Raw genomic sequence first — 21,900 nt, forward strand, 5'->3', positions numbered from 1 at the left:
CCTCCACTGAGGAGACAAACTGTCATGAGCCGCTCAAGACCCCCCACCTCGGGGCGCCTCACCGCCGCCCTCGGCGCGGCCACCCTCGCCGTCACGGCCCTCGCCACCGCCGCGCCGGCCGCCCACGCGGTTCCCACCGCCGCCACCACCCTGGTCGTCAACGCCGACCAGACCCTGCGCCCGGTCACCCATGTCGCCAGCGGCAGCCTCTACGGCCTCGCCGACGCGTCCACCCCCTCCGACAGCCTGGTCAACGCCCTCAAGGCGCACACCTACGTGCAGATGGCCCCGGGCGGCAGCCAGCTGCCCAACGGCGCGTCCAAGCCCGGCGGCGACGCACTCGTCGTAGCGCCGAAGGCGGCCCGCTCGGGCTCCAAGGTGGTCGTCCGCATGCCGGACTGGTACCCGAACTTCCCCTACAAATGGGTGAGTTGGAGTGACTGGCTGTCGGCGGTCGACAAGCAGGTCGCCGCCGTGCAGTCCTCGGGCGCCACCAACATCAGCGCGTACGAGATCTGGAACGAGCCCGACTGGACCTGGGACACCGCGGCCGCGGGCTCCTTCAACGCGGGTTGGGCACGCACGTACAAGCAGATCCGGACGAAGGACACCAGGACCCCGATCCAGGGCCCGAGTGACGCGTCCTGGAACCAGTCCCGGATGAGCCAGTTCCTCACCGACGCCAAGGCCAGCGGCACCGTCCCCGACATCATCGCCTGGCACGAACTCAGCGGCAGCAGGGACATCGCCGCCCACGTCTCCGCGTACCGCGCGCTGGAGCGCAGCCTCGGCATCAGCCCGCGTCCGATCTCCATCGAGGAGTACGGCACACCCGCCGAGATGGGCAACTCCGGCGCCCTCATTCCCTACGTCGCCAAGTTCGAGCGGACGGGCGTGCAGGACGCCGAACTCGCCTTCTGGAACCAGTACGGCACCCTCGGCGACACCCTGACCGGCACCGGCGGCTCGCCCAACGGCTCGTACTGGACGTACAAGTGGTACGGCGACATGTCCGGCAACATGGTCGTGACCACGCCTCCCGCCCAGACGGGCATCGACGGCTTCGCCTCCCGCAACAGCGCCGGCAACCAGATCAGCGTCGTCGCCGGCGGCTGCACGGGCTCCTGCGCGGTGCAGGTCAACGGTCTGTCCGCGCTGTCGGCCTTCGGGAGCACCGTCCACGTCAGGGTGGAGTACTCCCCCCACACCGGCCGCACCACCGCGTCCCCCGGCCCGATCACCATCTCCGACGCCGACTACACGGTCTCCGGCGGCTCCATCACCGTGCCGGTCACGATGAACGCGTCCGACGGATACCGCGTGGTGGTCACCCCCAGCGGCACCAACACCTCGCTGGCCGGGCGCTACCAGATCACCAACAGGAACAGCGGACTCGCCCTCGGCACCCAGGGCGGAGCCACCGCTCAGGGCACCGCGGTCCTCCAGGGGACGCCCACCACCGCCACCGACCAGAACTGGACCCTGGTGGCCGCCGGCTCGGGCCTGTACAAGATCGTCAACCAGAAGAGCGGGCTGGTGCTCGGCATCAACACCATGAGCACCTCCGACGGCGGCACCGCACTGATCTGGGGCGACAACGGCACCCCCGACCACCTCTGGCAGCTCATCCCGGCCCGCGACGGCTACTACAAGATCGCCAACTACAACAGCGGGCTACTGTTGGGCGTGGACCAGATGAGCACATCCCCCGGCGCCCAGGTCCTCCAGTGGAGCGACAACGGCACGGCGGACCACCTGTGGAGGCTTACGTCACGCTAGCGCCCCGACAGGCAACGTTCGCCCCGTAGAGACACCTGTGTCCCTGGCCGATGTCGGCGGCCAGGGACACAGGGCGTGCAAGGCTCCTCCGCAGTGTCACCGCACAGCCGACAGCAGCCGGCGATCTTTGGCCAGAACCACATTGCAGGCGCAACGCGTCTATTGATACAGATGATCGAGTCAGTGGCGTGCGGGAGCAGTGGGGGCGAGGGGCAGCGTGCTCAAGCCGGGGGAGATACCGCAGTACACGGGCGACTTGGATCAGCTGGAGATCGACTACGCGGACCTGAAGAAGGACGCGGATAACGTCCGCAAGACCGGCGAGGACGTGCACTCCCAGTTCCAGGGCCTGTCGGCGTACTACACCGCACCCGAGGCGGAGCAGCTCTTCGCGACGACAAAGCCGGTCAAGGACCGGGCGGATGCGTTCGCGGACGATCTGGAGACAGTGGCCTCGGCCCTGTCCTCGTATGCCACCGAGGTCCGTCCGCTGAAAGCCAAGCTGGAGGAGCTCAAGGCCAGGGCTGAGACCTTCGTCGCATCGGTCAAGGACGACGACGAGTGGGAGTACGACGGCGACAAGGTCGACGAGCACAACCAGATCCGGGACGACATCACCGCGACCGTGGCCGCGTTCTGGGCGGCCGAGCGCACCTGCCACAACAAGATCACCGCCTTGTGGGGCGGGACGCAGATGGTGGCGGGGGATGGCTCCGACCGGAAGGACCAGTACGGCTTTTCCGCCGGGGACATGAAAAACGCCAAGGTGCCCTGGGGCGACCCGGTCGAGGAGAAGCACAAGTGGTACGAGGTCGGCCACTGGGTGAAGTCCTTCGTGTGGGACGGCCTGATCGTGGACGGCATCTGGGGGACGATCAAGGGACTCGGCACCCTGGTGGGCTTCGGTGGCTGGGAGGCGATGGGACAGGCCTGGAAGGGTCTCGCCCAGCTCGCCACCGGTCTGACCCTGAGCATGATGCCGGGTGCGCAGGTGGCGTTCTGGGCCCTGCCGGACGACAAGCTGCCGGCCTGGATCCGTGATTCGCGTACGGCGATGAAGGAGACGGGCAAGGCGCTGGTGGCGTGGGACGAGTGGGGCAGGAACCCCGCCCGCGCGGCCGGTGCGGTCACCTTCAACGTGGTGACGACTGTGTTCACCGGTGGCGCGGGTGCCGGTGTGTCGGGCGCGGGCAAGGCCGGTGCGGCCGCCAAGGTCCTGGCCGCCGCGGGCAAGGCGGGCCACTTCATCGACCCCATGACCTACATCGCCAAGGGTGCCGGCGCGGGCCTGTCGAAGATCGGCGACATCGCCAAGAGCCTGAAGGGCGTCGGCAGCATCGACATCCCGGCCCTGCCGGACAACGCGATCACCCTGCCCGAAGGCGCGACCCGGCTCCCGGACGGCACGGTGAACCTGCCCGAGGGCGCGGCGATCCCGGAGGGCGCGACCCGGCTACCGGACGGCAACTTCCAGTTCCCGGACAACACTCCAGTCCTGCCGGCGGGCACGACGAAGCTGCCGAGTGTGGACGGCTCCCCGGCCCAGTACATGGACGCCGACGGCAACCTTCTCGACGAGCACGGCAACGTCATCGACACCGTCGACAACGCGCCCACGGACGTGATCGACAAGGGCACATCCGGCAACCCGGCGTCGCGCGCGGACGTCCCCCGAGTCGACTCCCCGGTCCGCGAACCGGCCCTGATAGGCGCGGGCACCCACACCGCCGACCAGGCCGGCCAGCACATCCGCCTCGGCGACAGCGCAGGCACCGACCTCGGCGACGTGGGCCGGGTCGGTGACGACGTACCCACCACCCCAGCAGTCCACGCAGCCGGCGACGTACCCACCGTCCGCGCCGGCGGCGACCTGCCTGACAGGGGGGTGGGCGACAACATCCCCGCTGGCCGAGCGGGCGATCATCTACCGGGCGGTCACGCAGGTGACAGCCGGCCTGCAGGCAGAGCCGACGATGTTGCGCAGGGTCCGTCCGCCAGCCACGAGTCTCTGTCCCGTCACGATGCTGGCTCGGGCGGCACAGGCCATGAAGGCCAGGCCCCAAGCGACCACGACAGCCCGGGCGGATCCAGCCACAATGATGCTGGCGGCGGTCACCACGAGGGCCCGACTGGTGCGGATCACCATGCATCGAGAAGCGGGGGCGGTTCTGGGGACGGCCCGAGCGGAGGCCAGGCGCCCTTCCGGGATCCGGACAGGTTCAGCGAGGGCGACCATGTTGCCAGTCCCCCCACAGGACCGATGAGCCCCGACCAGGAGGCCGGAGTCAAGGCCGCGCTTGACCGGGCGAAGATGCCCGCACAGGATCAGCAGCGGCTGCTCACTCGGTTGAGCAAGGAAAGCTACGGTGCGGGTGTGGCCGAGTACATCGCCCGAGGAGATTTTCACGGATTGCCTGAGTACAGGGAGTTGCTCAACGCGAGCAAGCAGAAGGGCATGATCCCTGCCGTTCACCAAGCCCTGGAGTACGCCATGGAACTCAAGTTGCGTGGGGTGGAGGATCTGGCTTTCGAGTACAAAAGACCAGATCTGGGTCTGGACCTCGACGTGTTGGTCATGTCTGGCGATGAGATCAAGTACGGGTGTCAACTCAAGGACGTGGGCCAGGAGCACAGCATTAGTTCCGCGGCACGCAAGATCGCAGACAAGCAACTTATGGGCGATATAGACGGCCCCAAGGTCGCCATACTCGATGTTCACGACACGCGGGCTGCTCTCACTGAGTCGACGGTCAAGGACGTGGAGCACTACGCCAAAAAGACTGGCTCGACCTACCAGCTGCGCTTCCGAGACGGCTCGATCACCATCCCTCCCAACGGCCAGATCTATCCATAAGGAATCCACATGTCCATCTTGATGCGCGCACCTCAGGAATGTGCGTCCTGGGAATGGGAGCTGGACAGCTTCGCGCCGCCGGGAATTGACTCGGCACTGATGGTCGCGACACGAATGTCGGGCTTGTTGAGGGAGCACAGGCTGCTCGAGCCGAGCGGGATCGAATGGAAGTGGCTCGTCTTCGGTCGCGGCAGTATCGGTGTGACTACGAAACTCGCCCTGAGGGGCACCCCTGAAGCAGTCGAACTTGCGCAGAAAATCCAGGAATGCCGTCCCGCAGGATTCCCGAATGCCGAGCCCGGTGTATTGACCGTGGTCGGTCGCGGAAAGTGGTTCGACGCTGAGGGCAAGGAGCGCGTCGAGCCCGATCTTGTCTCGCTGACCGTGGATCCCGATGAACGTCATCTCGCCGCAGAAGTCGCCGTTTTTCATGATATTTGGGGATACTGCGACTTCAGTGGAACTCCTCACCCGGAGGTTCAGAAGCGGAATGCTCCTCGGCTGGCAGCGGCACTGCAGGCACTCGAGTCGCTTCTCGGTACAGCCGCCCAGCCAGGTGATCCGACCTACTTCGGGCGAGCGGAGGGATACGGCGTCGAGACGCCCGATCTGATCGACGGCCGGGGCCCAGACCTCACCGACATGCTCTGAGGAGATACACACAAGGCAGAGGCCAAGTGGTGGCCCCGACATCGACGCTTGTACCGCGGGCCGCGCGCAGAGTCAGCCCTCGGACGCGTGCGTCACGAAGTCCACCCAGGCGGCCGGAGTGACGGCCAGGGTGGCGTCCCGCCGCGTGGTGTAGCCATCCGGACTGCCGGACTCCAGGCGGGCTGCACGAGGCCACCGCCCCGGGTCACGACGCGATCTGCGCGGGGGCCCGGACGCTCACCCAGTGATTGGCAGATCTGTTCCACCGGCACGGCCACCTCACCTGGGGTTTTCCTTCGCGGGGGTGGAACAGATCTGCCAATCACCCCTTGATCCCGGTCGTCGGCCTCGTGCCGACCATCCGGAGTTCGCCATCGCCGAGACCGGCCTCACCCTGGGCCCGCCATGACGTCACCCCGAAGCCCTCAGTTGCGATTACGCGGCGCGGCCCTCGAAGCGGAACTCCGGTGTGACACGAGGATCGATCAGTGCGCCGGAGTGCATTGCCACAGCCAGGCTCTCGATCAGTTCAAGGGTCGGGTCGACGCCGCTCTCTTCGATGCGCTCGATCTCCTCCACGGACAAACCTGCCCGATCAGCGAGCTCCGCGCTGCTCAGCCCGAGTGCCGAGCGCCGTTCGTAGACCCCATCTTCGAGTTGGCGCAAGCGGGCAGCACGTGAGGGATGCCTCTGGATCGCTACGAACACACCCAGGTATGGACGAACGTACGCAGCGGTGCGAACGACTGGAGCTGCTGGGCCCTGGTGGTCGCATCGACAAGATCGCTTACAAACGTCGGCATCCGGCTCGGCGTCAGGCTTTCGACGGCGGTACGCAGGGCGCCAGGGGTGAGCGCGGACATCGGGATGAGCGGCTCATCGGCCTGCGGATCCGCGGGCAGGGCGGTCACGGTGTGCTCCCGGCCGGTGGACGTTCGCTGTGTTCTCGACGGTACTCGCAGGCACCGCCAAAGGAAGGGTACGAGTCGACTACGGCCCGTGTGGGCGACACGTTCGTGTTCGTGCCGCCCACATGGGAAAATCCGTTCCTACCGCCGGTGGACTCCCCGGCTGCCCACAGCGGGCTTACGGCACTCGGGCAGCTTGGACACGGGCGTGATCACCGAGGCTGACGCAATTGGCATATGCCGGGTGTTCGAGCGCGGACGCCTACGCTAAGTCGTCGAACTCTCCCGCCTTGGCCCCTTCAAGGAAGGCCCGCAGCTTCCGGCGCATGGTACGGACGATCACGTCAGGCTCGTCGCTCTCGCGGAGTAAGACGAAGTCGCCCTTCTCCGCGACCTCGATGCAAGCCCCGGTATCCGCCGAGAAGGAAGACTTTCGCCACCGAAGTTCCACCGGTCCCCAACCCTCAAGTCTCTTTGGCTGCCCGCCGAACGAAGTCGAACGATGCTTCCGGCTCGAGCGCCCGCTCACGCATACGGTCAAGAACCGCACGGTAGTTCACAAGGTAGGTCTCGGCATGAAGGAAGGTGACACCGGTCGGTACGTCGATCTGCACCGTGTCCAACTGCGGCACCGGCCCGCAGGCGTAAAGCGTCGAACTGCCGGCGTTCGCAAGGCCCCGGCGCTGAACGGTACGACACGGGCGGTGATGCTGGGCCGCTCGGCCTGCTCCAACAGGTGGTCGAGCTGCCTGCGCAGAACCTTCCGGTCGCCGTACCTCATCCGCAGTACGGTCTCGTGGATCAGGGACTCGCACGAAGGCGGCTCAGAGCGGTCGAGCAACGCTGCTCGCCTGACCCGGAACTCGACGTGCCGCTCCAGGTCGGCCGGGTCCATGGACGGCACCGCCTCAGCGAAGATGCCGCGCATGTAGTCGGGAGTCTGGAGGATGCCAGGCATGTGCATGATCTGAGCCGACCGCAGCGCAGCCGCGTAGTGCTCCATCTCGGCAATATCCAGAAGACCAGTGGGAAGCGAATCCCTGTACTCGTCCCACCAGTAGGGCCCGCGCTCTCTGGTCATCTCGGCCAGGGCGTCGACGTACTGCGCGTCAGGACAGCGGTAGTTGGCCGCCCAAAAACCCTCACCCGGTCACTACTGACCCCGGAGCGGGCGGACTCCGTGTTACTCACCGTCGTACGGTCGGTCCGGTGCAGGGTGGCTGCCTCGTTGATCGTCATGCCAATGTGCTCGCGCATCTTGCGCAACTCGGCACCGAGCCGGCGCTGTCGCTCGGTGGACGGCTTCCGTGCAGGCATGAGGCGCCTCTCTAACAGTTCGGATTAGTCACACCATGCGGCCGACGTGGCCGGGTGCGTCACGGACGGCGGACCGATCACCTACAGGGTCGGCCCGCCGTACGGTGCCTCCTAGATGAACTAGATGAACGAGTTGATCTCGATCGTCTCGTCCCGCCCCGGCCCCACCCCGATCGCGGAGATCGGGGCCCCGGACATCTCCTCCAGCGCCTTGACGTAGTCCTGGGCGTTCTTCGGCAGGTCGGAGAAGGACTTCGCCTTGGTGATGTCCTCGGACCAGCCCGGGAGGGTCTCGTAGACCGGCTTCGCGTGGTGGAAGTCGGACTGGGAGTACGGGAGCTCCTCGACGCGCTTGCCGTCGATCTCGTACGCCACGCAGACCGGGATCTCCTCCCAGCCGGTGAGGACGTCCAGCTTGGTCAGGAAGAAGTCCGTCAGGCCGTTGACCCTCGTCGCGTACCGGGCGATCACCGCGTCGAACCAGCCGCAGCGACGGTCACGGCCGGTGGTGACACCCCGCTCGCCACCGATCCTCCGCAGCGCCTCGCCGTCCGCGTCGAAGAGCTCGGTCGGGAAGGGACCGGCTCCGACGCGGGTCGTGTACGCCTTCAGGATGCCGATGACCCGGCTGATCTTCGTCGGGCCGACGCCCGCGCCGGTGCACGCACCGCCCGCGGTGGGGTTGCTGGACGTCACGAAGGGGTACGTGCCGTGGTCGATGTCGAGGAGCGTGCCCTGGCCGCCCTCGAAGAGGACCACCTTGTCCTGCTCCAGCGCCTGGTTGAGCACGAGCACCGTGTCGGCGACGTACGGCTCGATCTGCGCGGCGTAGCCCAGCAGCTCCTCGACCACCTGGTCGACGGCGATCGCGCGCCGGTTGTACAGCTTGGTGAGGATCTGGTTCTTGACGTCGAGGGCGGCTTCGACCTTCTGGGTCAGGATGGACTCGTCGTAGAGGTCCTGGACCCGGATCCCCACGCGGTTGATCTTGTCGGCGTAGGTCGGGCCGATGCCCCGGCCGGTGGTCCCGATCTTCCGCTTTCCGAGGAAGCGTTCCGTCACCTTGTCGACGGTCACGTTGTAAGGCGTGATGATGTGAGCGTTTCCACTGATCAGGAGCTTGGACGTGTCGACGCCACGCTCGTTCAATCCGCTCAGCTCGGAGAGCAGGACCGACGGGTCGACAACGACACCGTTACCGATGACCGGGGTGCACCCCGGGGAGAGGATTCCGGAAGGGAGGAGGTGGAGGGCATACTTCTGATCGCCCACGACTACCGTGTGGCCGGCGTTGTTGCCGCCCTGGTAGCGCACCACATAGTCCACCGAGCCACCGAGCAGGTCGGTCGCCTTTCCCTTGCCTTCGTCACCCCACTGAGCACCGAGCAGCACAAGTGCGGGCACGCGCGTACACCCCTTCCGGGCGGGGCATGTCCAAGGTCAGGGGCGTACGCGAACACTTGCCTGTGCCTCGCACAGCGTGTTTCGTACACCGGCGACCTTCGTTGGCCGCAACCCGTCGGACCGGATGCCCCGGAATAGACGAAGCCCCTGGCGCAATAGCGCAAGGGGCTCTTGCACAAAGATGCTACCCGAGGAAGCGAGGCAGGACCGAGGTGGCGACTTTCGCGACGTCCGACCAGTTGCTGGTGGTCATCGATCCGGTCGCCCGGAGGACCGACGGTGAGTCCGTACGGATCGCGAAAGACGTGCTCAGCGCGGGTGCGGCGCATACGAAGGTGTGTCTGCCGGACGACCCGGAGGAATTCGCCCGGGCACTGGCGCGACGGGGCTCACGGCGGCCGGTGGTCGTCGGCGACGACCGGGCACTGGTCCGGACGGTGTCGCTGCTGCACCGGCGGCGGGAGCTGACGGAGTGCGCGCTGTCGGTCGTACCGGTCGGGGCCGCGCTGTCGCTGGCGCGGTCGCTGGGGGTGCCGACCGGGGCGGTGGCGGCGGCGCGGGCGGTCCTGGACGGGGTCGAACGGCGCCTGGACCTGCTCGTGGACGACAGTGACGGGGTCGTACTGGGCGCGCTACGGATTCCACCGGTGTCCCCGGAGGCCCCGCCGGACAGCCCTTCCGCACATCCCTGGCTACGGACGTGCCAGTCCCTCGTACGCACACTGGTCCCGGTGCGCCCCTCACGGGAGACCCCCGTCACCGGCCCCGGGCCGTCCCGGCTGCGGGTGGAGGTCGACGGGGTGACGCTGGTGGACCTGGGCCAGCCTGTGGCGGCGGTGTCGGTGACGCCGGGGTCCTCCGGGCTGGCGGAGGTCGAGGTACGGCCGGCTTCGGTGGGCGCGGAGGCGTCGCCCCTGCGGGCGTCCGGGAGGACGGTGACCGTGGTGGGGGCGGATTTCCGGTACCGGTCGGATGCGGGGGTGGTGGGGCCGGTGCGGAGGCGGACTTGGACGGTTTGGGAGGGGGCGTGGGGGTTGACGTTGCCGACCGCGGGGTGAGATTCAGGCTTCGGCCTGCTCCGCGGGCTTCTTTTCCGGTGGCTGGAAGCCGTCGGTGTCGAGCGTGCAGCCGAACGGGTCCGGGATGTAGAGCTTCTCGCCGAAGGGTTTGGTGAAGCGGACTTCATACCCGTTCGCGGACGGCGACCCGTAGACGATGGCCTGCTTGTCCTGCATGTCGAGGACCAGATAGATGGGGACGCCGGCCTTCCCATACGTCTCGACCTTGTCGGTGAGGTCTTTGTCCCGGGTGGACTTCGAGGTCAGTTCCGCAACGAGGGAAAGGCCTTCTCCGTCCAAGTGCTCGCTGTCCGTCTCATACGTCTGCTCGTGCGCGGCATGGATGTCCGGTCCGTACGCACGCTCGACCTCGGGGAAGACAAACAGCTGGGGAGTCCGCTCGATGATGTGACCTTCGGGGAGGTGTGGCTCAAGTCGGTTGCACACCAGCTTCATGACGCGGGTGTAGTACCCCTTGGACCACGGCGACACGACGATGCTCCCCCTGATGATCTCGGCCTTGTAGCCGTCGGGCACGTGCAGCTCGTCGAGCAGGTCCAAAAGCTCCTCGAAGTCGCTGCGGGGCTTGGTGCCGCTTATCACCGGTCGCTCTGCCATGAGTGTCATGATGCGCCCTCCCCTTGATACGGACCAGCCGCCACTCAGAGTAGCGACTCGCGTACACCACCGCCGTCGATCTCGTCCTTCAGCCCCACCCCCGTAACCCCCAACTCCCGCGCCCTCCCCATCAACCCCGCCAACTTCCCCGCCGCCGTCCCATACGTCAGCCCCAGCGGCGGCCGGATGTTGGACAGGCAGTTGCGGTCGGCGTCCGTCGTCGTGCCCGGGTGGGGGCCGTACGTCAGGTACGCCCCCAGCGAGTCCGCCGCCGACATGCCGGGGCGTTCGCCGACCAGGACCACCACCATCGCCGCGCCCATCGCCGCCGCGATGTCGTCGCCGAGGGCCACCCGGGCCTGTTCGGCGAGGACCACCGGGGCGATGCTCCAGGACGCCAGCCGCGCCACCGTCTCCCGTAGCACCGCCGCCGCGTGCTCGTGCACCGCCCGGCTCGACAGACCGTCCGCGATCACGAACACCGCGTCCCACTCCCCCACCGGCAGATGCGCGCGGTCCGTGGCGTCCAGCCGTCGCCCCAGGTCCGGTCGCTGGAGGTACGTGAGCCGGTCGGGGGCCGCGCTGCGGACCCGTATGGTCGGCATCCCGGCGAGCCCCGCCGCGACCGCTTCCGGGTCGAACGGCGTGTGCACCGCGTCCCGTGCCGCCGCGTGCGCGGCCTGGAGTTCCAGGCGGTGCCGGGTCGGGAGCGCGGATCCCGCGCGGCCGAGGCCGATGCGGGCCTGGGTGTGGCGGCGCAGGGCCGACCACAGGGTCGAGTCGTCCGTGTGGACCGGAAGGTGACTCATGCCGCCCTACCTTCTTTCAGCTCCCGCCCGATCGCCGTCAGCGGATGCGATGTGACCTCGCGGATTCCTCCACGCTCGTCCAGCAGCCCGATCGACGCGAGCCACGCCTCGAACTCCGGCGCCGGGCGCAGTCCCAGCACCTCCCGCAGGTACAGCGCGTCGTGGTACGAGGCCGACTGGTAGTTGAGCATGATGTCGTCGCCGCCCGGCGTGCAGATCACGAAGGACGCGCCGGCCACGCCCAGCATGGTCAGCATCGTCGCCACGTCGTCGTCATCGGCGTCGGCGTGGTTCGTGTAGCAGATGTCCAGGCCCATCGGCAGGCCGAGCAGCTTGCCGCAGAAGTGGTCCTCCAGGGCGGCGCGGAGGATCTGCCGACCGTCGTAGAGGTACTCGGGGCCGATGAAGCCGACGACCGTGTTCACCAGCAGCGGGTCGTAGCGGCGTGCCACCGCGTACGCCCTCGCCTCCACCGTCTGCTGGTCCACGCCGTGGTGGGCGTCGGCGGAGAGGGCGCTGCCCTGCCCGGTCTCGAAGTACATCGCGTTCCGGCCGACCGTGCCCCGGTCCAGGCCCCGTACCGCCTCGTAGGCCTCGTCCAGCACGCCCAGCGTCACTCCGAAGGACGCGTTCGCCGCCTGCGTCCCCGCGATGGACTGGAAGACGAGGTCGACGGGCGCTCCCCGCTCCATCAGATCCACGCTCGTCGTGACGTGGCACAGCACGCAGGACTGGGTGGGGATGGAGTAGCGCGCGATCACTCCGTCCAGCAGCTCCAGCAGGTCCCGTACCGCCTTCGGGCTGTCCGTGGCGGGGTTGATGCCGATCACCGCGTCGCCGGAGCCGAGCAGCAGGCCGTCCAGCAGCGCGGCCGCCACCCCCGCCGGGTCGTCCGTCGGATGGTTCGGCTGCAATCGCGTCGCCAGCCGTCCCGGCAGGCCGATCGTCGAGCGGAACGCGGTCACCACGCGCACCTTGCGGGCCACCGCGACCAGATCCGCGTTGCCCATCAGCTTGGACACCGCCGCCACCATCTCCGGCGTCAGCCCGGGGGCGAGCGCGGCCAGGGCCTCGGCGTCGGCGGCCTCCGACAGCAGCCACTCCCGGAACTCGCCGACGCTGAGACCCGCCACCGGCCCGAACGCCGCCGCGTCATGGGTGTCGAGGATCAGCCGCGTCACGTCGTCGGTCTCGTACGGGATCACCGGCTCGGCCAGGAAGGCCGCGAGCGGCACCTCCGCCAGCGCCCACCGCGCCGCGACCCGCTCCTGCGCCGACCGGGCGGCGAGCCCGGCGAGCCGGTCGCCGGAACGCTCGGGGCTCGCGGCGGCGAGCAGACGGGCGAGGGAGTCGAAGCGGTGGCGCTCGCCGCCGAGGGTGGAGGTGTAGGCGCTCATGGCGGCGACGCTACGAGGCGCGCAGCGCCCTGGTCCACGGACCGCCGGAGAGTTAACAAGAGCGTTCGCCGCACGCGTTTTCTAAAGGTCTGGTTGACAAACATTTAACGCCTCGCCGCCCTTGACCGACTCATTCGGGCGACAGAGTTCCGGTCCAGCGGCAATGCGCGGCGCGATCACGGCAACCAGGAAGGGGCCACCCGATGGCAGTACAGGAGGGCGTCGCCCCCGAGGAGAAGACAGGCGGCGACGGCACCGTCCACCGGCTCAAGCCCAACGCCGTGGGCCTGCTCGGGGTGGTCTTCATGGCCGTCGCGACCGCCGCGCCGATCACCGCGATGACCGGCAACGTGCCCTTCATGGTGTCGTCCGGCAACGGCATCGGCGCCCCGGCGAGCTACCTCGTCGCAATGGTCGTACTGGCAATCTTTTCCGTCGGCTTCACGTCGATGGCGAAGCACATCACCTCCACCGGCGCCTTCTACGGCTTCATCTCCTACGGCCTCGGCCGCACCGTGGGACTCGCCTCCGGGATGCTCGCCACCTTCGCGTACGTCGTCTTCGAGCCGGCGCTGATCGGCATCTTCTCGGTCTTCGCGACGACGACCCTTCAGGACCAGACCGGGCTGAGCGTGCCGTGGTGGCTGTTCGCGGCCCTGATGCTCGGGATCAACGCGATGGGCACCTGGTTCGGTGTCTCGGTCGCCGAGAAGGTGCTCGTGGTGCTGCTGGCCACCGAGGTCCTCATCCTCGGCCTGATGGCCGGGTCCGTGGCCCTGCACGGCGGCGGCCCGGACGGCTTCACCTTCGGCCCGGTCAACCCGGTCAACGCCTTCCAGGGCACCTCCGCCGGCCTCGGCCTGTTCTTCGCCTTCTGGTCGTGGGTCGGCTTCGAGTCGACCGCGATGTACGGCGAGGAGTCCCGCGACCCGAAGAAGATCATCCCCAAGGCGACGATGATCTCGGTCCTGGGCGTCGGCGTCTTCTACGTCCTCGTCTCCTGGATGGCCATCACGGGCAACGGCGAGAAGGAGGCCGTAGCGGCCGCCTCCTCCGCGAACCCCCTCGCCATGTTCTTCAACCCCACCGAGCAGTACGTCGGCCACTGGGCGGTCGTCGTCATGCAGTGGCTGATGATCACCGGCTCGCTGGCCTGCGGCATGGCCTTCCACAACTGCGCCGCCCGCTACATGTACGCGCTCGGCCGCGAGGGCGTCCTGCCGTCCCTGAAGAACACCATCGGCCGCACGCACGCCCAGCACGGCTCCCCGCACATCGCGGGTCTCGTCCAGACGATCGTCAGCGGGGTGCTGCTCGCCGCGTTCTGGATCGCGGGCAAGGACCCGTACACCGGGACGTACGTCCTGCTCGCCATCCTCGGCACCATGGCGATCCTGGTCGTCCAGGCGGTGTGCTCCTTCGCGGTCCTGGCGTACTTCCGCTCGCACCACCCCGAGAGCCGGCACTGGTTCAGGACGCTCGTCGCTCCGCTGGTGGGCGGGGTGGCCATGCTCGCGGTAGTCGTCCTGCTGGTGTCCAACATGGGCGTGGCGGCCGGCCCGGAGTCCGGCTCGCTGGTCCTGAAGGCGACACCGTGGCTGGTCGCGCTGGTCGCGGCGGTGGGCGTCGGGTACGCGCAGTACCTCAAGCGGCGCGATCCGTCCCGGTACGCGCTGCTGGGGCGGACGGTGCTGGAGGAGACGAAGGAGCGGTAGGTGTACGGCGCCGGGACTACTGGCAGGTGAGGTTCGAGTGAGTAGTGATTGGCAGATCTGTTCCACCCCCGCGACGGAAAACCCCAGGGCAGGTGGCCGTGCCGGTGGAACAGATCTGCCAATCACCGGGTGAGCACCACAAGGCAGACTCCGGCCGAAGGACGTGTGTGGTTTGCGGCTCAGCCCCGGCCGAACATCTCGTCCCGGTGCACCCGCCAGCGCTCCATCATGGCCTCGACCTCGCCTTCGACGAACTCGAAGAAGGCGAGGGTCTCCTCTAGCCGGCGGCCCGCCGGGGAGTCCGCGCCCAGGCTGGTGACGCCCTCGCGCAGGGCGTCCTCCCAGCGCTTGATGATCGCGTTGCGGTTGGTGAGCGCCTCGTACCACTGGTCGCTGTGCACCCGGTAGCGCTCCCGGCGTGAGCCGGGCTCCCGCTCGCGCGAGACCATGTGCACCTGTGCCAGGTAGCGCACCGCCCCGGAGACGGCCGCGGGGCTGATCCGCAGCTGTTCGCCCAGTTCGGCGGAGGTCAGCGTGCCGGTGTCGGAGGCGAGCAGCGCGGCGAAGACCCGGGCGGGCATCCGCGGCAGGCCCGCCTCGACGAGCTGAGCCGCGAAGTGCTCCACGAACCGCGAGACCGCCTCCGCGTCCCGTCCCGCCCCGGCTGCTTCCGTCATGCCTCGATCATCTCCCCTGCTCAGACACCGCCCACCAGTCTATCCGCCATTTTGACGCTTCCTTAACTTCACAAATTTCTGAAGGAAGCGTACGTTCTGAAGTATGACCAAGGCAAACCCCGCCATTGAGGTATCCGGGCTGCACAAGTCGTTCGGCAGGACGCACGCCCTCGCCGGCCTCGACCTGGACGTCGAGACCGGCGAGGTCCACGGCTTCCTCGGCCCGAACGGCGCCGGCAAGTCCACCACCATCCGTGTTCTGCTCGGCCTGCTGCGCGCCGACTCGGGCGCCGCGCGGGTACTCGGCCGCGATCCGTGGACGGACGCCGTGGAGGTGCACCGCCGGATCGCGTACGTCCCCGGGGACGTGACGCTGTGGCGCAACCTCTCCGGCGGCGAGGTCATCGACCTCTACGGCCGTCTGCGCGACGGCGGACTCGACAAGAAGCGCCGGGCCGAGCTGATCGAGCGGTTCGAGCTGGACCCGACGAAGAAGGGCCGCACCTACTCCAAGGGCAACCGGCAGAAGGTCGCCCTGGTCGCGGCCTTCGCCTCCGACGTCGACCTGCTGATCCTGGACGAGCCGACCTCGGGCCTGGACCCGCTGATGGAGGAGGTCTTCCAGCGGTGTGTGGAGGAGGAGCGGGACAGGGGCCGGACCATCCTGCTGTCCTCGCACATCCTCAGCGAGGTCGAGGAACTCTGCGACCGCGTCAGCATCATCCGCAAGGGCCGCACCGTCGAGACCGGCTCCCTCGCCGACCTGCGCCACCTGACGCGCACAAGCGTCACGGCCGAACTCGCCGGCGCCCCCAACGGCTTGTCCCGCCTCCCCGGCGTCCACGACCTCGACATCCAGGGCCACCGGGTCCGGCTCCAGGTCGACACCGACAAGCTGGACGCCGTACTGCGCTCGCTCAGCGAGTCCGGCGTGCGGTCGCTGACGTCGACGCCGCCGACGCTGGAGGAGCTGTTCCTGCGGCACTACCAGGAGGACGTACGCGAGGAGGTGGCCGCACGATGACCGCCACGGCCTTCGACGTACGGCCCGCCAGCTCGCGCCAACTGGCCGGTACCGGCACCCTGTTGCGCTTCGCCCTGCGCCGCGACCGCGCGATGATCCCGCTTTGGGTCGCGGTGAACGCGCTCATGGTCCTCTCCATGCCGAACACCCTGAAGGGCCTGTACGGCACGGCCGCCGAACGCGCCGACCTGCTGCGGCAGATGGAGACCAACGCCTCGCTGCGCGCCATGGTCGGCCCGGTCTTCGGCGACTCGCTCGGCGCGCTCACCGCCTGGCGCGTCGGCATCTACGCGGGCGCGCTGGCGGCCGTGATGAGCCTGCTCATCGTCGTACGGCACACCCGGGACGAGGAGGAGAGCGGCCGTCAGGAGCTGGTGGCGTCGGGGATGGTGGGCCGCCGGGCCTCCCTGACGGCGGCCCTGCTCACGGCGGCCGTCGCCAACGCCGTACTGGCGCTGCTGCTGACCGCCGGACTGGCCGGCCAGGGTGCCTCGGGCGCCCTGGCGCTCGGGATCGGGATCGCGGGCCTGGGCATGGTGTTCGCCACGATGGCGGCGGTCGTCGCCCAGCTCACCGAGAGCGCGCGCCTGGCACGCGGGCTGACGGCGGCGGTCCTCGGTGCCGCGTTCGTGCTGCGCGCGGCGGGCGACTCGGCCACCGACGACGGCTCGTCGGTACTGACCTGGCTGTCACCGCTCGGCTGGCTGGAGAACCTGCGGGCGTTCGCGGACGAGCGCTGGTGGGTGCTGCTGCTGTTCGTGGCGGCGGTGGCCACCCAGGGCGCCGCGGCCTACGCGCTGGCCGGGCGCCGCGACATCGGCATGAGCTTCCTGCCGACCCGGCCGGGACCGGCGTTCGGCCGCATGGCGTCGGCGGGTGCGCTGGCCTGGCGGCTGCAGCGGGGCAGCGTGCTCGGCTGGAGCATCGGCTTCTTCCTCGCCGGGGTCGTCTACGGCGGCCTGACCGAGGGCGCGGCCGACCTCGTCGGTGACAACGACAATTACCGCCAGATCATCGAGCGGATGGGCGGCCGGGCGGGAATCACGGACGCGTTCCTGTCCGCGATGATCGGCATGCTCGGCCTGGTCGCCGCGCTCTACATCGTCGCCTCCGTCCTACGGCTGCACGGCGAGGAGACCTCCGGGCGCGCGGAACCGGTGCTGGCCAACGCGGTGGGCCGACTGCGGTGGGCCGCCGGCCATCTGGCGGTGGCCTTCGGCGGGACCGTACTGATCATGCTGCTCGCCGGTCTCGGCTTCGCCGTGGGCTACGGCAAGGAGGCCGGGCCGATCCTCGGGGCGTGCCTCGTGCAGGTCCCGGCGGTGTGGGCCATCGGCGGGCTGACGGTACTCCTGCACGGCCTGGTCCCTCGGGCGGCGGTGGCGGCCTGGGGCGTGGCCGGGGCGGTGCTGCTGATCGGCTGGGTCGGGCCCGCGCTGGACGCTCCGCAGGCGGTCCTGGACATGTCGCCGTTCGGCCATCTGCCGAAGCTGCCGGGCGGGGGGATGGAGTGGGGGCCGGTGCTGACCCTTCTTCTCCTGACGGTCGCGCTGACCGGGGTGGGACTGGCGGCGCTGCGGCGGCGGGACATGGCGACGTGACCGGCAGGGGGAACCTCATGGCGACCTGCGCTCGTCCATGCCAGGCATGGGACAACGTATGCAGGCCGCCGGCGGATGCCTGACCGCGGCCGTCGGCGCCGGCGCGGGACTCGCGGTGTGGTCCGTCGACGTACGGGAGCGCATCTGGCGCTTCGAACAGGCACCCGACTGGAGCGTGCTCTACGCCGAGTTGCCGCTGATGATCCTGGGCGGTATCGCCGCCTCCCTCGGGTGCTGGGCGCTGCTCCAGCGTCTCAGAGCTCGACGCTGAGCCCCTCCAGCCCCCGGATCACGAAGTTCGGCTTCCGCCGCGGCTCCGCCGCCAGGCTCAGCGTCGGGGCCTTCTCCAGCAACGCCGTCATCGACGCGGCCAGCTCGATACGGGCCAGGGGTGCGCCGATGCAGTAGTGGATGCCCGCGCTGAAGGAGATGTGCGGGTTGTCCTCGCGGGTGAGGTCGAGGCGCTCGGGGTCCCGGAAGACTTCCGTGTCGTGGTTGGCGGAGCCGAAGAGCATGGCGATCTCCGCGCCTCTCGGGATCGTCGTCCCGTCGATCTCGATCTCGTCCAGCACCCAGCGCTCGAAGAGCTGGAGCGGGGTGTCGTAACGCATCAGCTCCTCGACGGCGGACGGCACGAGCGAGTGGTCCGCACGGAGGGCAGCCAGCTGCTCCGGATTGCGGAACAGGGCCCACCAACCGTTGACCGTCGCGTTCACCGTGGCCTCGTGCCCCGCGTTCAGCAGCAGTACGCAGGTCGAGATCATCTCCTGCTCGGTCAGCCGTTCGCCCTCGTCGTACGCGGCGATCAGCCCCGAGATCAGATCCTCACCCGGCTCCTTGCGGCGCTCGGCGATCAGCTCCTTCAGATACTCCGAGAACTCGACCGAGGCCCGCACCGCCCTCGCCGCCACCTCCTCCGACGGGTTCAGCTCGTACATCCCGCAGATGTCCGCCGACCAGGGCCGCAACGGCGCCCGATCGGCCTCCGGGATCCCCAGCATCTCGGCGATCACCGCCACCGGCAGCGGCTCCGCCACGTCCGCCAGCAGATCCCCGCCACCCGCCTCCGCCAAGGCGGCCACCAGGTCGTTCGCGAGCCCGTGGACGTACGGCTTCAGCTGCTCCACCGTGCGCGGAGTGAACGCCTTCGACACCAGACGCCGGATCCGGGTGTGATCCGGTGGCTCCAGATCGAGCATCCCGTGATCGTTGAGCGTGTGAAACGGCTCGTGCTCCGCCGGCGGCGCCGTCCGCCCGAAGTCCTCGTGCGTGAACCGGTGCTGGTAGGTCCGGCCGAGGCGGCGGTCCCGCAGCAACGCCGAAACGTCCGCGTGGTGCGGGACCAGCCACTGGTCGGTGGGCTCGAAGTAGTGCACACGCCCCCGGGCCCGCAGCTCGGCATAGGCGGGGTACGGGTCGGCGACGAATGCCGGGTCCCAGGGATCGAACGCGAGGTCGGAAGCAGCTGCCATGCGGGGACGCTAGCCTGCCGACGTCCACGCTGACCAGGGGTGTCCCTATGCGCCACCGAAATCCGGCAGAGTGATCGTGCCGTCCTCGGCGAGGGGGAATCCAGGGTTGTGGGCGATCTCCCAGGCGTGGCCGTCCGGGTCGGTGAAGGCGCTGGAGTAAAAGCCGATGACGTTGACGGCCGCGGGCTTGGTGATGGTGCCGCCGGCCCGTTCCGCCGCTGCGAGCAGCGCGTCGACCTCCGCGTCGGAACGGACGTTGTGAGCCAGGACGATGCCGTCGAAGCCGCCCGTCGGGCCGGGCTCCAGACCGCAGTCCCTCGCGAGTTTGTCGCGGCCCCACAGGACGAGTCCCAGGCCGCCCGCCTGGAAGAAGACGGTTTCCTCAACTTCCTGGCCCCGCCAGCCCAGGGCCTCGTAGAAAGCCTTGGAGCGCGCGAGATCGGAAACACCCAGCGTGATCAACGTGATGCGCTGTTCCATGCCCTCACCGTACTTCTCCACCCTGCCCTGGCCACACGGACCGCGCGGACGCGGACCGCGCCGACCGCTCAGCCCGGCGTGACCAAGCGGGCCTCGTATGCGAACACCGCCGCCTGCGTGCGGTCCCTGAGGCCCAGCTTCACCAGGACCCTGCTGACGTGTGTCTTGATCGTCGACTCGGCCACCACCAGCCGCTCGGCTATCTCCGCGTTGGACAGGCCCTGCGCGATCAGGACCAGGACCTCCGTCTCCCGCTCGGTCAGATCTCCGTACGCCGCCTGCGCGGTGGGCGGGATGCGTGGTGTGGTGGACATCTTGGAGAACTCGGTGATCAGTCGTCGGGTCACCGAGGGTGCGAGCAGCGCCTCGCCGGAGGCCACCACCCTTACGCCGTCGGCGAGTTGGCGGGCCGAGGCGTCCTTGAGGAGGAAGCCGGAGGCTCCTGCCCTGAGCGCCTGGTACACGTACTCGTCGAGGTCGAAGGTGGTGAGCACCAGCACCTTGGCCGCGCCGTCCGCGGCGACGATCTCCCGGGTCGCCTCGATGCCGTTCAGCTCGGGCATGCGGATGTCCATCAGGACCACGTCGGGGGTGAGCTCGCGGACGCGGTCGACCGCCTCGCGGCCGTTGACGGCCTCGCCCACGACCTCGATGTCCGGCATCGCGTTCAACAGGACCGAGAAGCCCTCGCGCACCATCATCTGATCGTCCGCGATCAGCACGCGGATGGTCATGCGTCACCCTCGCTCACGCCGGTCACCGGCAGGAACACCGCCACCTCATAGCCTCCCTCGTCCGTCGAGCCCGCCGTCATCTCACCGTTCAGCATGGAGACGCGCTCCCGCATGCCGGTGATGCCGTGCCCCGCTCCCGGCGAGGGCTTCACCAGGGCCGGCGCGGGCGGCGGGCCGTTGACTATGCGCAGGCCCAGCCCGCCGAGGACGTAACCGATCTCGACGCGGGCGCTCGCGCCGGGCGCGTGCCGCAGGGTATTGCTCAGCGCCTCCTGGACTATGCGGTACGCGGACAGCTCGACGCCCTGCGGGAGTTCCCGCACCGCTCCGGTCACCACCTTCTCGGCGCTCAGACCCGCGTCCCGCACATTGGCGAGCAGGCCGTCCAGGTCGGCGAGGGTGGGCTGCGGGGCGTCCGGGGCCTCGTAGTCCTCGGCGCGGACGACGCCCAGGACGCGGCGCAGTTCGGTGAGGGCCGCGACCGCGTTCTCCCGGATCGTCGCGAAGGCGCGCTCCAGCTCCGGCGGCGGGTTCTCCACCCGGTAGGGGGCGGCCTCCGCCTGAATGGCGACGACCGACATGTGGTGCGCGACCACGTCGTGCAGCTCGCGGGCGATCGTCGTGCGCTCCTCCAGGAGCGTGCGGCGGGAGCGCTCGTGCGCGGTCACCGTCTGCTGGGCGGTCACCTCCTGCTCGGCCTCCCGCCGGATGTGCCAGACGGCGACGCAGAGCAGGACCAGTGCGGAGACGACCAGCATGGGGCCGGTGTTGGTGGAGTAGTGGCCCGAGGACAGCGTCTCCGCGACGATGCCGTACGCCGCGGTCAGCGCCCACATCCACCCGGCCGTGCGCGGCCTGGTGCGTACCGCCACGACCGTCAGCACCGTCAGATGGCAGGCGAAGCTGCCCGGCAGCCACGGCCACTCACCCCACTGGTCACCGAACGGAAGAGCGAGCGGGGTTGCCGCCATCGACAGCCAGAACGCTCCCACCGGCCGGGCCATGGTCAGCAGGATCGGGATCACGGCGAGCGGGCCGAGCAGCAGACCGGCGCCCTGGTCGACGGTGGCGATGAGCAGGGTGAGCAGGGCGGCCGCGGTGATCACGGCGTGCGGCGTCCAGACCGCGTACTCCCGCAGGCGCGCGGGCAGCCGCCTGGTCAGCGGGCCGTCGCCGCGCATCCGCGGGAGCAGGCGGTAGGCGAAGGCGTCGTGGAACAGGTCCTGCCGCAGCCCGCGCAGGGCGTCCGCGGCCAGCCGGAACTCCGGGCTACGCGACTTGGCTCCGTCGCCCGGCGGCGTGGTGTGGATCTGGGTCGTCTCGGTCACGTACAGAACGGTAGGCGGGGACGGGGGTCGCGGTCGTCACCAGTGAGAAGGGTCCTTCGGCGTCCCTCTCAGGT

21 protein-coding genes and 1 pseudogene are annotated in these 21,900 nt (G+C 69.0%); 8 read left to right on the forward strand and 14 right to left on the reverse strand.

Annotated features, from left to right (window positions below; translation table 11 throughout):
- Positions 1–24 precede the first annotated feature (24 nt).
- The 3 genes from CLM62_RS20680 to CLM62_RS20690 all read left to right on the forward strand — a co-directional run bounded on the left by CLM62_RS20680 (position 25) and on the right by CLM62_RS20690 (position 5,284).
- A complete protein-coding gene (locus CLM62_RS20680; protein ID WP_095751381.1) occupies positions 25–1,779 on the forward strand; it encodes an RICIN domain-containing protein in 1,755 nt (584 codons plus the stop codon).
- 217 nt (positions 1,780–1,996) lie between these two features.
- The gene (locus tag CLM62_RS20685; protein WP_095751382.1) at positions 1,997–4,633 is read left to right on the forward strand and encodes a hypothetical protein; all 2,637 of its coding nucleotides are present in this window, start codon (positions 1,997–1,999) and stop codon (positions 4,631–4,633) included.
- Positions 4,634–4,642: 9 nt separating this feature from the next.
- Positions 4,643–5,284 (forward strand): hypothetical protein, encoded by a 642-nt coding sequence (locus tag CLM62_RS20690; protein WP_257003959.1) that lies wholly within the window; start codon positions 4,643–4,645, stop codon positions 5,282–5,284.
- A gap of 435 nt (positions 5,285–5,719) precedes the next feature.
- Here the strand turns inward: CLM62_RS20690 and CLM62_RS51635 are convergent, their stop codons facing one another.
- The 6 genes and pseudogenes from CLM62_RS51635 to CLM62_RS20715 all read right to left on the reverse strand — a co-directional run bounded on the left by CLM62_RS51635 (position 5,720) and on the right by CLM62_RS20715 (position 8,913).
- Positions 5,720–5,863 (reverse strand): hypothetical protein, encoded by a 144-nt coding sequence (locus CLM62_RS51635; protein ID WP_257003960.1) that lies wholly within the window; start codon positions 5,861–5,863, stop codon positions 5,720–5,722.
- A gap of 119 nt (positions 5,864–5,982) precedes the next feature.
- Positions 5,983–6,195, reverse strand: coding sequence for a hypothetical protein (locus CLM62_RS20700; RefSeq protein ID WP_095751384.1), 213 nt, complete (start codon positions 6,193–6,195; stop codon positions 5,983–5,985).
- Positions 6,196–6,454: 259 nt separating this feature from the next.
- The gene (locus CLM62_RS20705; protein ID WP_373559167.1) at positions 6,455–6,742 is read right to left on the reverse strand and encodes a DUF397 domain-containing protein; all 288 of its coding nucleotides are present in this window, start codon (positions 6,740–6,742) and stop codon (positions 6,455–6,457) included.
- Positions 6,657–7,273, reverse strand: a pseudogene (locus CLM62_RS52700) (DUF5753 domain-containing protein). The gene CLM62_RS20705 and the pseudogene CLM62_RS52700 overlap by 86 nt, the downstream one beginning before the upstream one ends.
- Entirely contained in the window at positions 7,270–7,509 is a 240-nt protein-coding gene (locus CLM62_RS52705) for a helix-turn-helix domain-containing protein (RefSeq protein ID WP_306457922.1), read from the reverse strand. The pseudogene CLM62_RS52700 and the gene CLM62_RS52705 overlap by 4 nt, the downstream one beginning before the upstream one ends.
- 120 nt (positions 7,510–7,629) lie before the next feature.
- A complete protein-coding gene (locus CLM62_RS20715) occupies positions 7,630–8,913 on the reverse strand; it encodes an adenylosuccinate synthase (protein WP_095751386.1) in 1,284 nt (427 codons plus the stop codon).
- Between the two features lie 212 nt (positions 8,914–9,125).
- Here CLM62_RS20715 and CLM62_RS20720 point away from each other — a divergent pair, with 212 nt between their 5' ends.
- Complete coding sequence (locus CLM62_RS20720) at positions 9,126–9,971, forward strand: diacylglycerol kinase family protein (protein WP_095751387.1); 846 nt, start codon at positions 9,126–9,128, stop codon at positions 9,969–9,971.
- Between the two features lie 3 nt (positions 9,972–9,974).
- Here the strand turns inward: CLM62_RS20720 and CLM62_RS20725 are convergent, their stop codons facing one another.
- Genes CLM62_RS20725 through CLM62_RS20735 form a run of 3 tightly spaced genes read right to left on the reverse strand, consistent with a single transcriptional unit; the run spans position 9,975 to position 12,795 of the window.
- On the reverse strand, positions 9,975–10,598 hold the full coding sequence (locus tag CLM62_RS20725) for a Uma2 family endonuclease (protein WP_095751388.1): 624 nt from the start codon (positions 10,596–10,598) through the stop codon (positions 9,975–9,977).
- A 35-nt stretch (positions 10,599–10,633) separates the two neighbouring features.
- Positions 10,634–11,398, reverse strand: a complete 765-nt coding sequence (eutC, locus tag CLM62_RS20730) for an ethanolamine ammonia-lyase subunit EutC (RefSeq protein WP_095751389.1) — start codon at positions 11,396–11,398, stop codon at positions 10,634–10,636.
- Positions 11,395–12,795 (reverse strand): ethanolamine ammonia-lyase subunit EutB, encoded by a 1,401-nt coding sequence (locus tag CLM62_RS20735; protein WP_095751390.1) that lies wholly within the window; start codon positions 12,793–12,795, stop codon positions 11,395–11,397. The genes eutC and CLM62_RS20735 overlap by 4 nt, the downstream gene beginning before the upstream one ends.
- Before the next feature lie 203 nt (positions 12,796–12,998).
- Here CLM62_RS20735 and CLM62_RS20740 point away from each other — a divergent pair, with 203 nt between their 5' ends.
- Positions 12,999–14,510 (forward strand): APC family permease, encoded by a 1,512-nt coding sequence (locus CLM62_RS20740; protein WP_095751391.1) that lies wholly within the window; start codon positions 12,999–13,001, stop codon positions 14,508–14,510.
- 179 nt (positions 14,511–14,689) lie between these two features.
- Here the strand turns inward: CLM62_RS20740 and CLM62_RS20745 are convergent, their stop codons facing one another.
- Entirely contained in the window at positions 14,690–15,187 is a 498-nt protein-coding gene (locus tag CLM62_RS20745) for a GbsR/MarR family transcriptional regulator (protein WP_095751392.1), read from the reverse strand.
- Between the two features lie 103 nt (positions 15,188–15,290).
- On the opposite strand from CLM62_RS20745, the gene CLM62_RS20750 reads away from it, so the two are divergent.
- From CLM62_RS20750 to CLM62_RS20760, 3 genes are read left to right on the forward strand one after another with little or no spacing between them, the layout of a single operon-like run.
- Positions 15,291–16,211, forward strand: coding sequence for an ABC transporter ATP-binding protein (locus tag CLM62_RS20750; RefSeq protein ID WP_095751393.1), 921 nt, complete (start codon positions 15,291–15,293; stop codon positions 16,209–16,211).
- Positions 16,208–17,812: an ABC transporter permease gene (locus tag CLM62_RS20755; protein WP_095751394.1), complete on the forward strand. Its 1,605-nt coding sequence runs from the start codon at positions 16,208–16,210 to the stop codon at positions 17,810–17,812. The genes CLM62_RS20750 and CLM62_RS20755 overlap by 4 nt, the downstream gene beginning before the upstream one ends.
- Before the next feature lie 46 nt (positions 17,813–17,858).
- Complete coding sequence (locus tag CLM62_RS20760) at positions 17,859–18,083, forward strand: hypothetical protein (RefSeq protein WP_257003961.1); 225 nt, start codon at positions 17,859–17,861, stop codon at positions 18,081–18,083.
- Here CLM62_RS20760 and CLM62_RS20765 read toward each other — a convergent pair.
- The 4 genes from CLM62_RS20765 to CLM62_RS20780 form a co-directional block, all read right to left on the reverse strand.
- Positions 18,067–19,284 (reverse strand): cytochrome P450, encoded by a 1,218-nt coding sequence (locus tag CLM62_RS20765; protein WP_095751396.1) that lies wholly within the window; start codon positions 19,282–19,284, stop codon positions 18,067–18,069. The genes CLM62_RS20760 and CLM62_RS20765 overlap by 17 nt on opposite strands.
- 45 nt (positions 19,285–19,329) lie before the next feature.
- Positions 19,330–19,764, reverse strand: a complete 435-nt coding sequence (locus tag CLM62_RS20770; protein ID WP_095751687.1) for a VOC family protein — start codon at positions 19,762–19,764, stop codon at positions 19,330–19,332.
- Between the two features lie 68 nt (positions 19,765–19,832).
- Positions 19,833–20,498, reverse strand: coding sequence for a response regulator transcription factor (locus CLM62_RS20775; protein ID WP_095751397.1), 666 nt, complete (start codon positions 20,496–20,498; stop codon positions 19,833–19,835).
- Positions 20,495–21,826: a sensor histidine kinase gene (locus CLM62_RS20780; RefSeq protein WP_095751398.1), complete on the reverse strand. Its 1,332-nt coding sequence runs from the start codon at positions 21,824–21,826 to the stop codon at positions 20,495–20,497. Before CLM62_RS20780 ends, CLM62_RS20775 begins: the two co-directional genes overlap by 4 nt.
- Positions 21,827–21,900 lie beyond the last annotated feature (74 nt).

Origin of the sequence: Streptomyces sp. SA15, from assembly GCF_002291145.1 — a bacterium.
Taxonomy (GTDB): Bacteria; Actinomycetota; Actinomycetes; order Streptomycetales; family Streptomycetaceae; genus Streptomyces.

Bases quoted from the DNA above. Each gene is read 5' to 3' on its own strand.
- CLM62_RS20770 (WP_095751687.1), bottom strand. From the start codon at position 19,764: ATGGAACAGCGCATCACGTTGATCACGCTGGGTGTTTCCGATCTCGCG.
- CLM62_RS20735 (WP_095751390.1), bottom strand. From the start codon at position 12,795: ATGAGCGCCTACACCTCCACCCTCGGCGGCGAGCGCCACCGCTTCGAC.
- CLM62_RS20775 (WP_095751397.1), bottom strand. From the start codon at position 20,498: ATGACCATCCGCGTGCTGATCGCGGACGATCAGATGATGGTGCGCGAG.
- CLM62_RS20680 (WP_095751381.1), top strand. From the start codon at position 25: ATGAGCCGCTCAAGACCCCCCACCTCGGGGCGCCTCACCGCCGCCCTC.
- CLM62_RS52705 (WP_306457922.1), bottom strand. From the start codon at position 7,509: ATGCCTGCACGGAAGCCGTCCACCGAGCGACAGCGCCGGCTCGGTGCC.
- CLM62_RS20750 (WP_095751393.1), top strand. From the start codon at position 15,291: ATGACCAAGGCAAACCCCGCCATTGAGGTATCCGGGCTGCACAAGTCG.
- CLM62_RS20755 (WP_095751394.1), top strand. From the start codon at position 16,208: ATGACCGCCACGGCCTTCGACGTACGGCCCGCCAGCTCGCGCCAACTG.
- CLM62_RS20740 (WP_095751391.1), top strand. From the start codon at position 12,999: ATGGCAGTACAGGAGGGCGTCGCCCCCGAGGAGAAGACAGGCGGCGAC.
- CLM62_RS20765 (WP_095751396.1), bottom strand. From the start codon at position 19,284: ATGGCAGCTGCTTCCGACCTCGCGTTCGATCCCTGGGACCCGGCATTC.
- CLM62_RS20725 (WP_095751388.1), bottom strand. From the start codon at position 10,598: ATGACACTCATGGCAGAGCGACCGGTGATAAGCGGCACCAAGCCCCGC.
- CLM62_RS20690 (WP_257003959.1), top strand. From the start codon at position 4,643: ATGTCCATCTTGATGCGCGCACCTCAGGAATGTGCGTCCTGGGAATGG.
- CLM62_RS20760 (WP_257003961.1), top strand. From the start codon at position 17,859: ATGGGACAACGTATGCAGGCCGCCGGCGGATGCCTGACCGCGGCCGTC.
- eutC (WP_095751389.1), bottom strand. From the start codon at position 11,398: ATGAGTCACCTTCCGGTCCACACGGACGACTCGACCCTGTGGTCGGCC.
- CLM62_RS20745 (WP_095751392.1), bottom strand. From the start codon at position 15,187: ATGACGGAAGCAGCCGGGGCGGGACGGGACGCGGAGGCGGTCTCGCGG.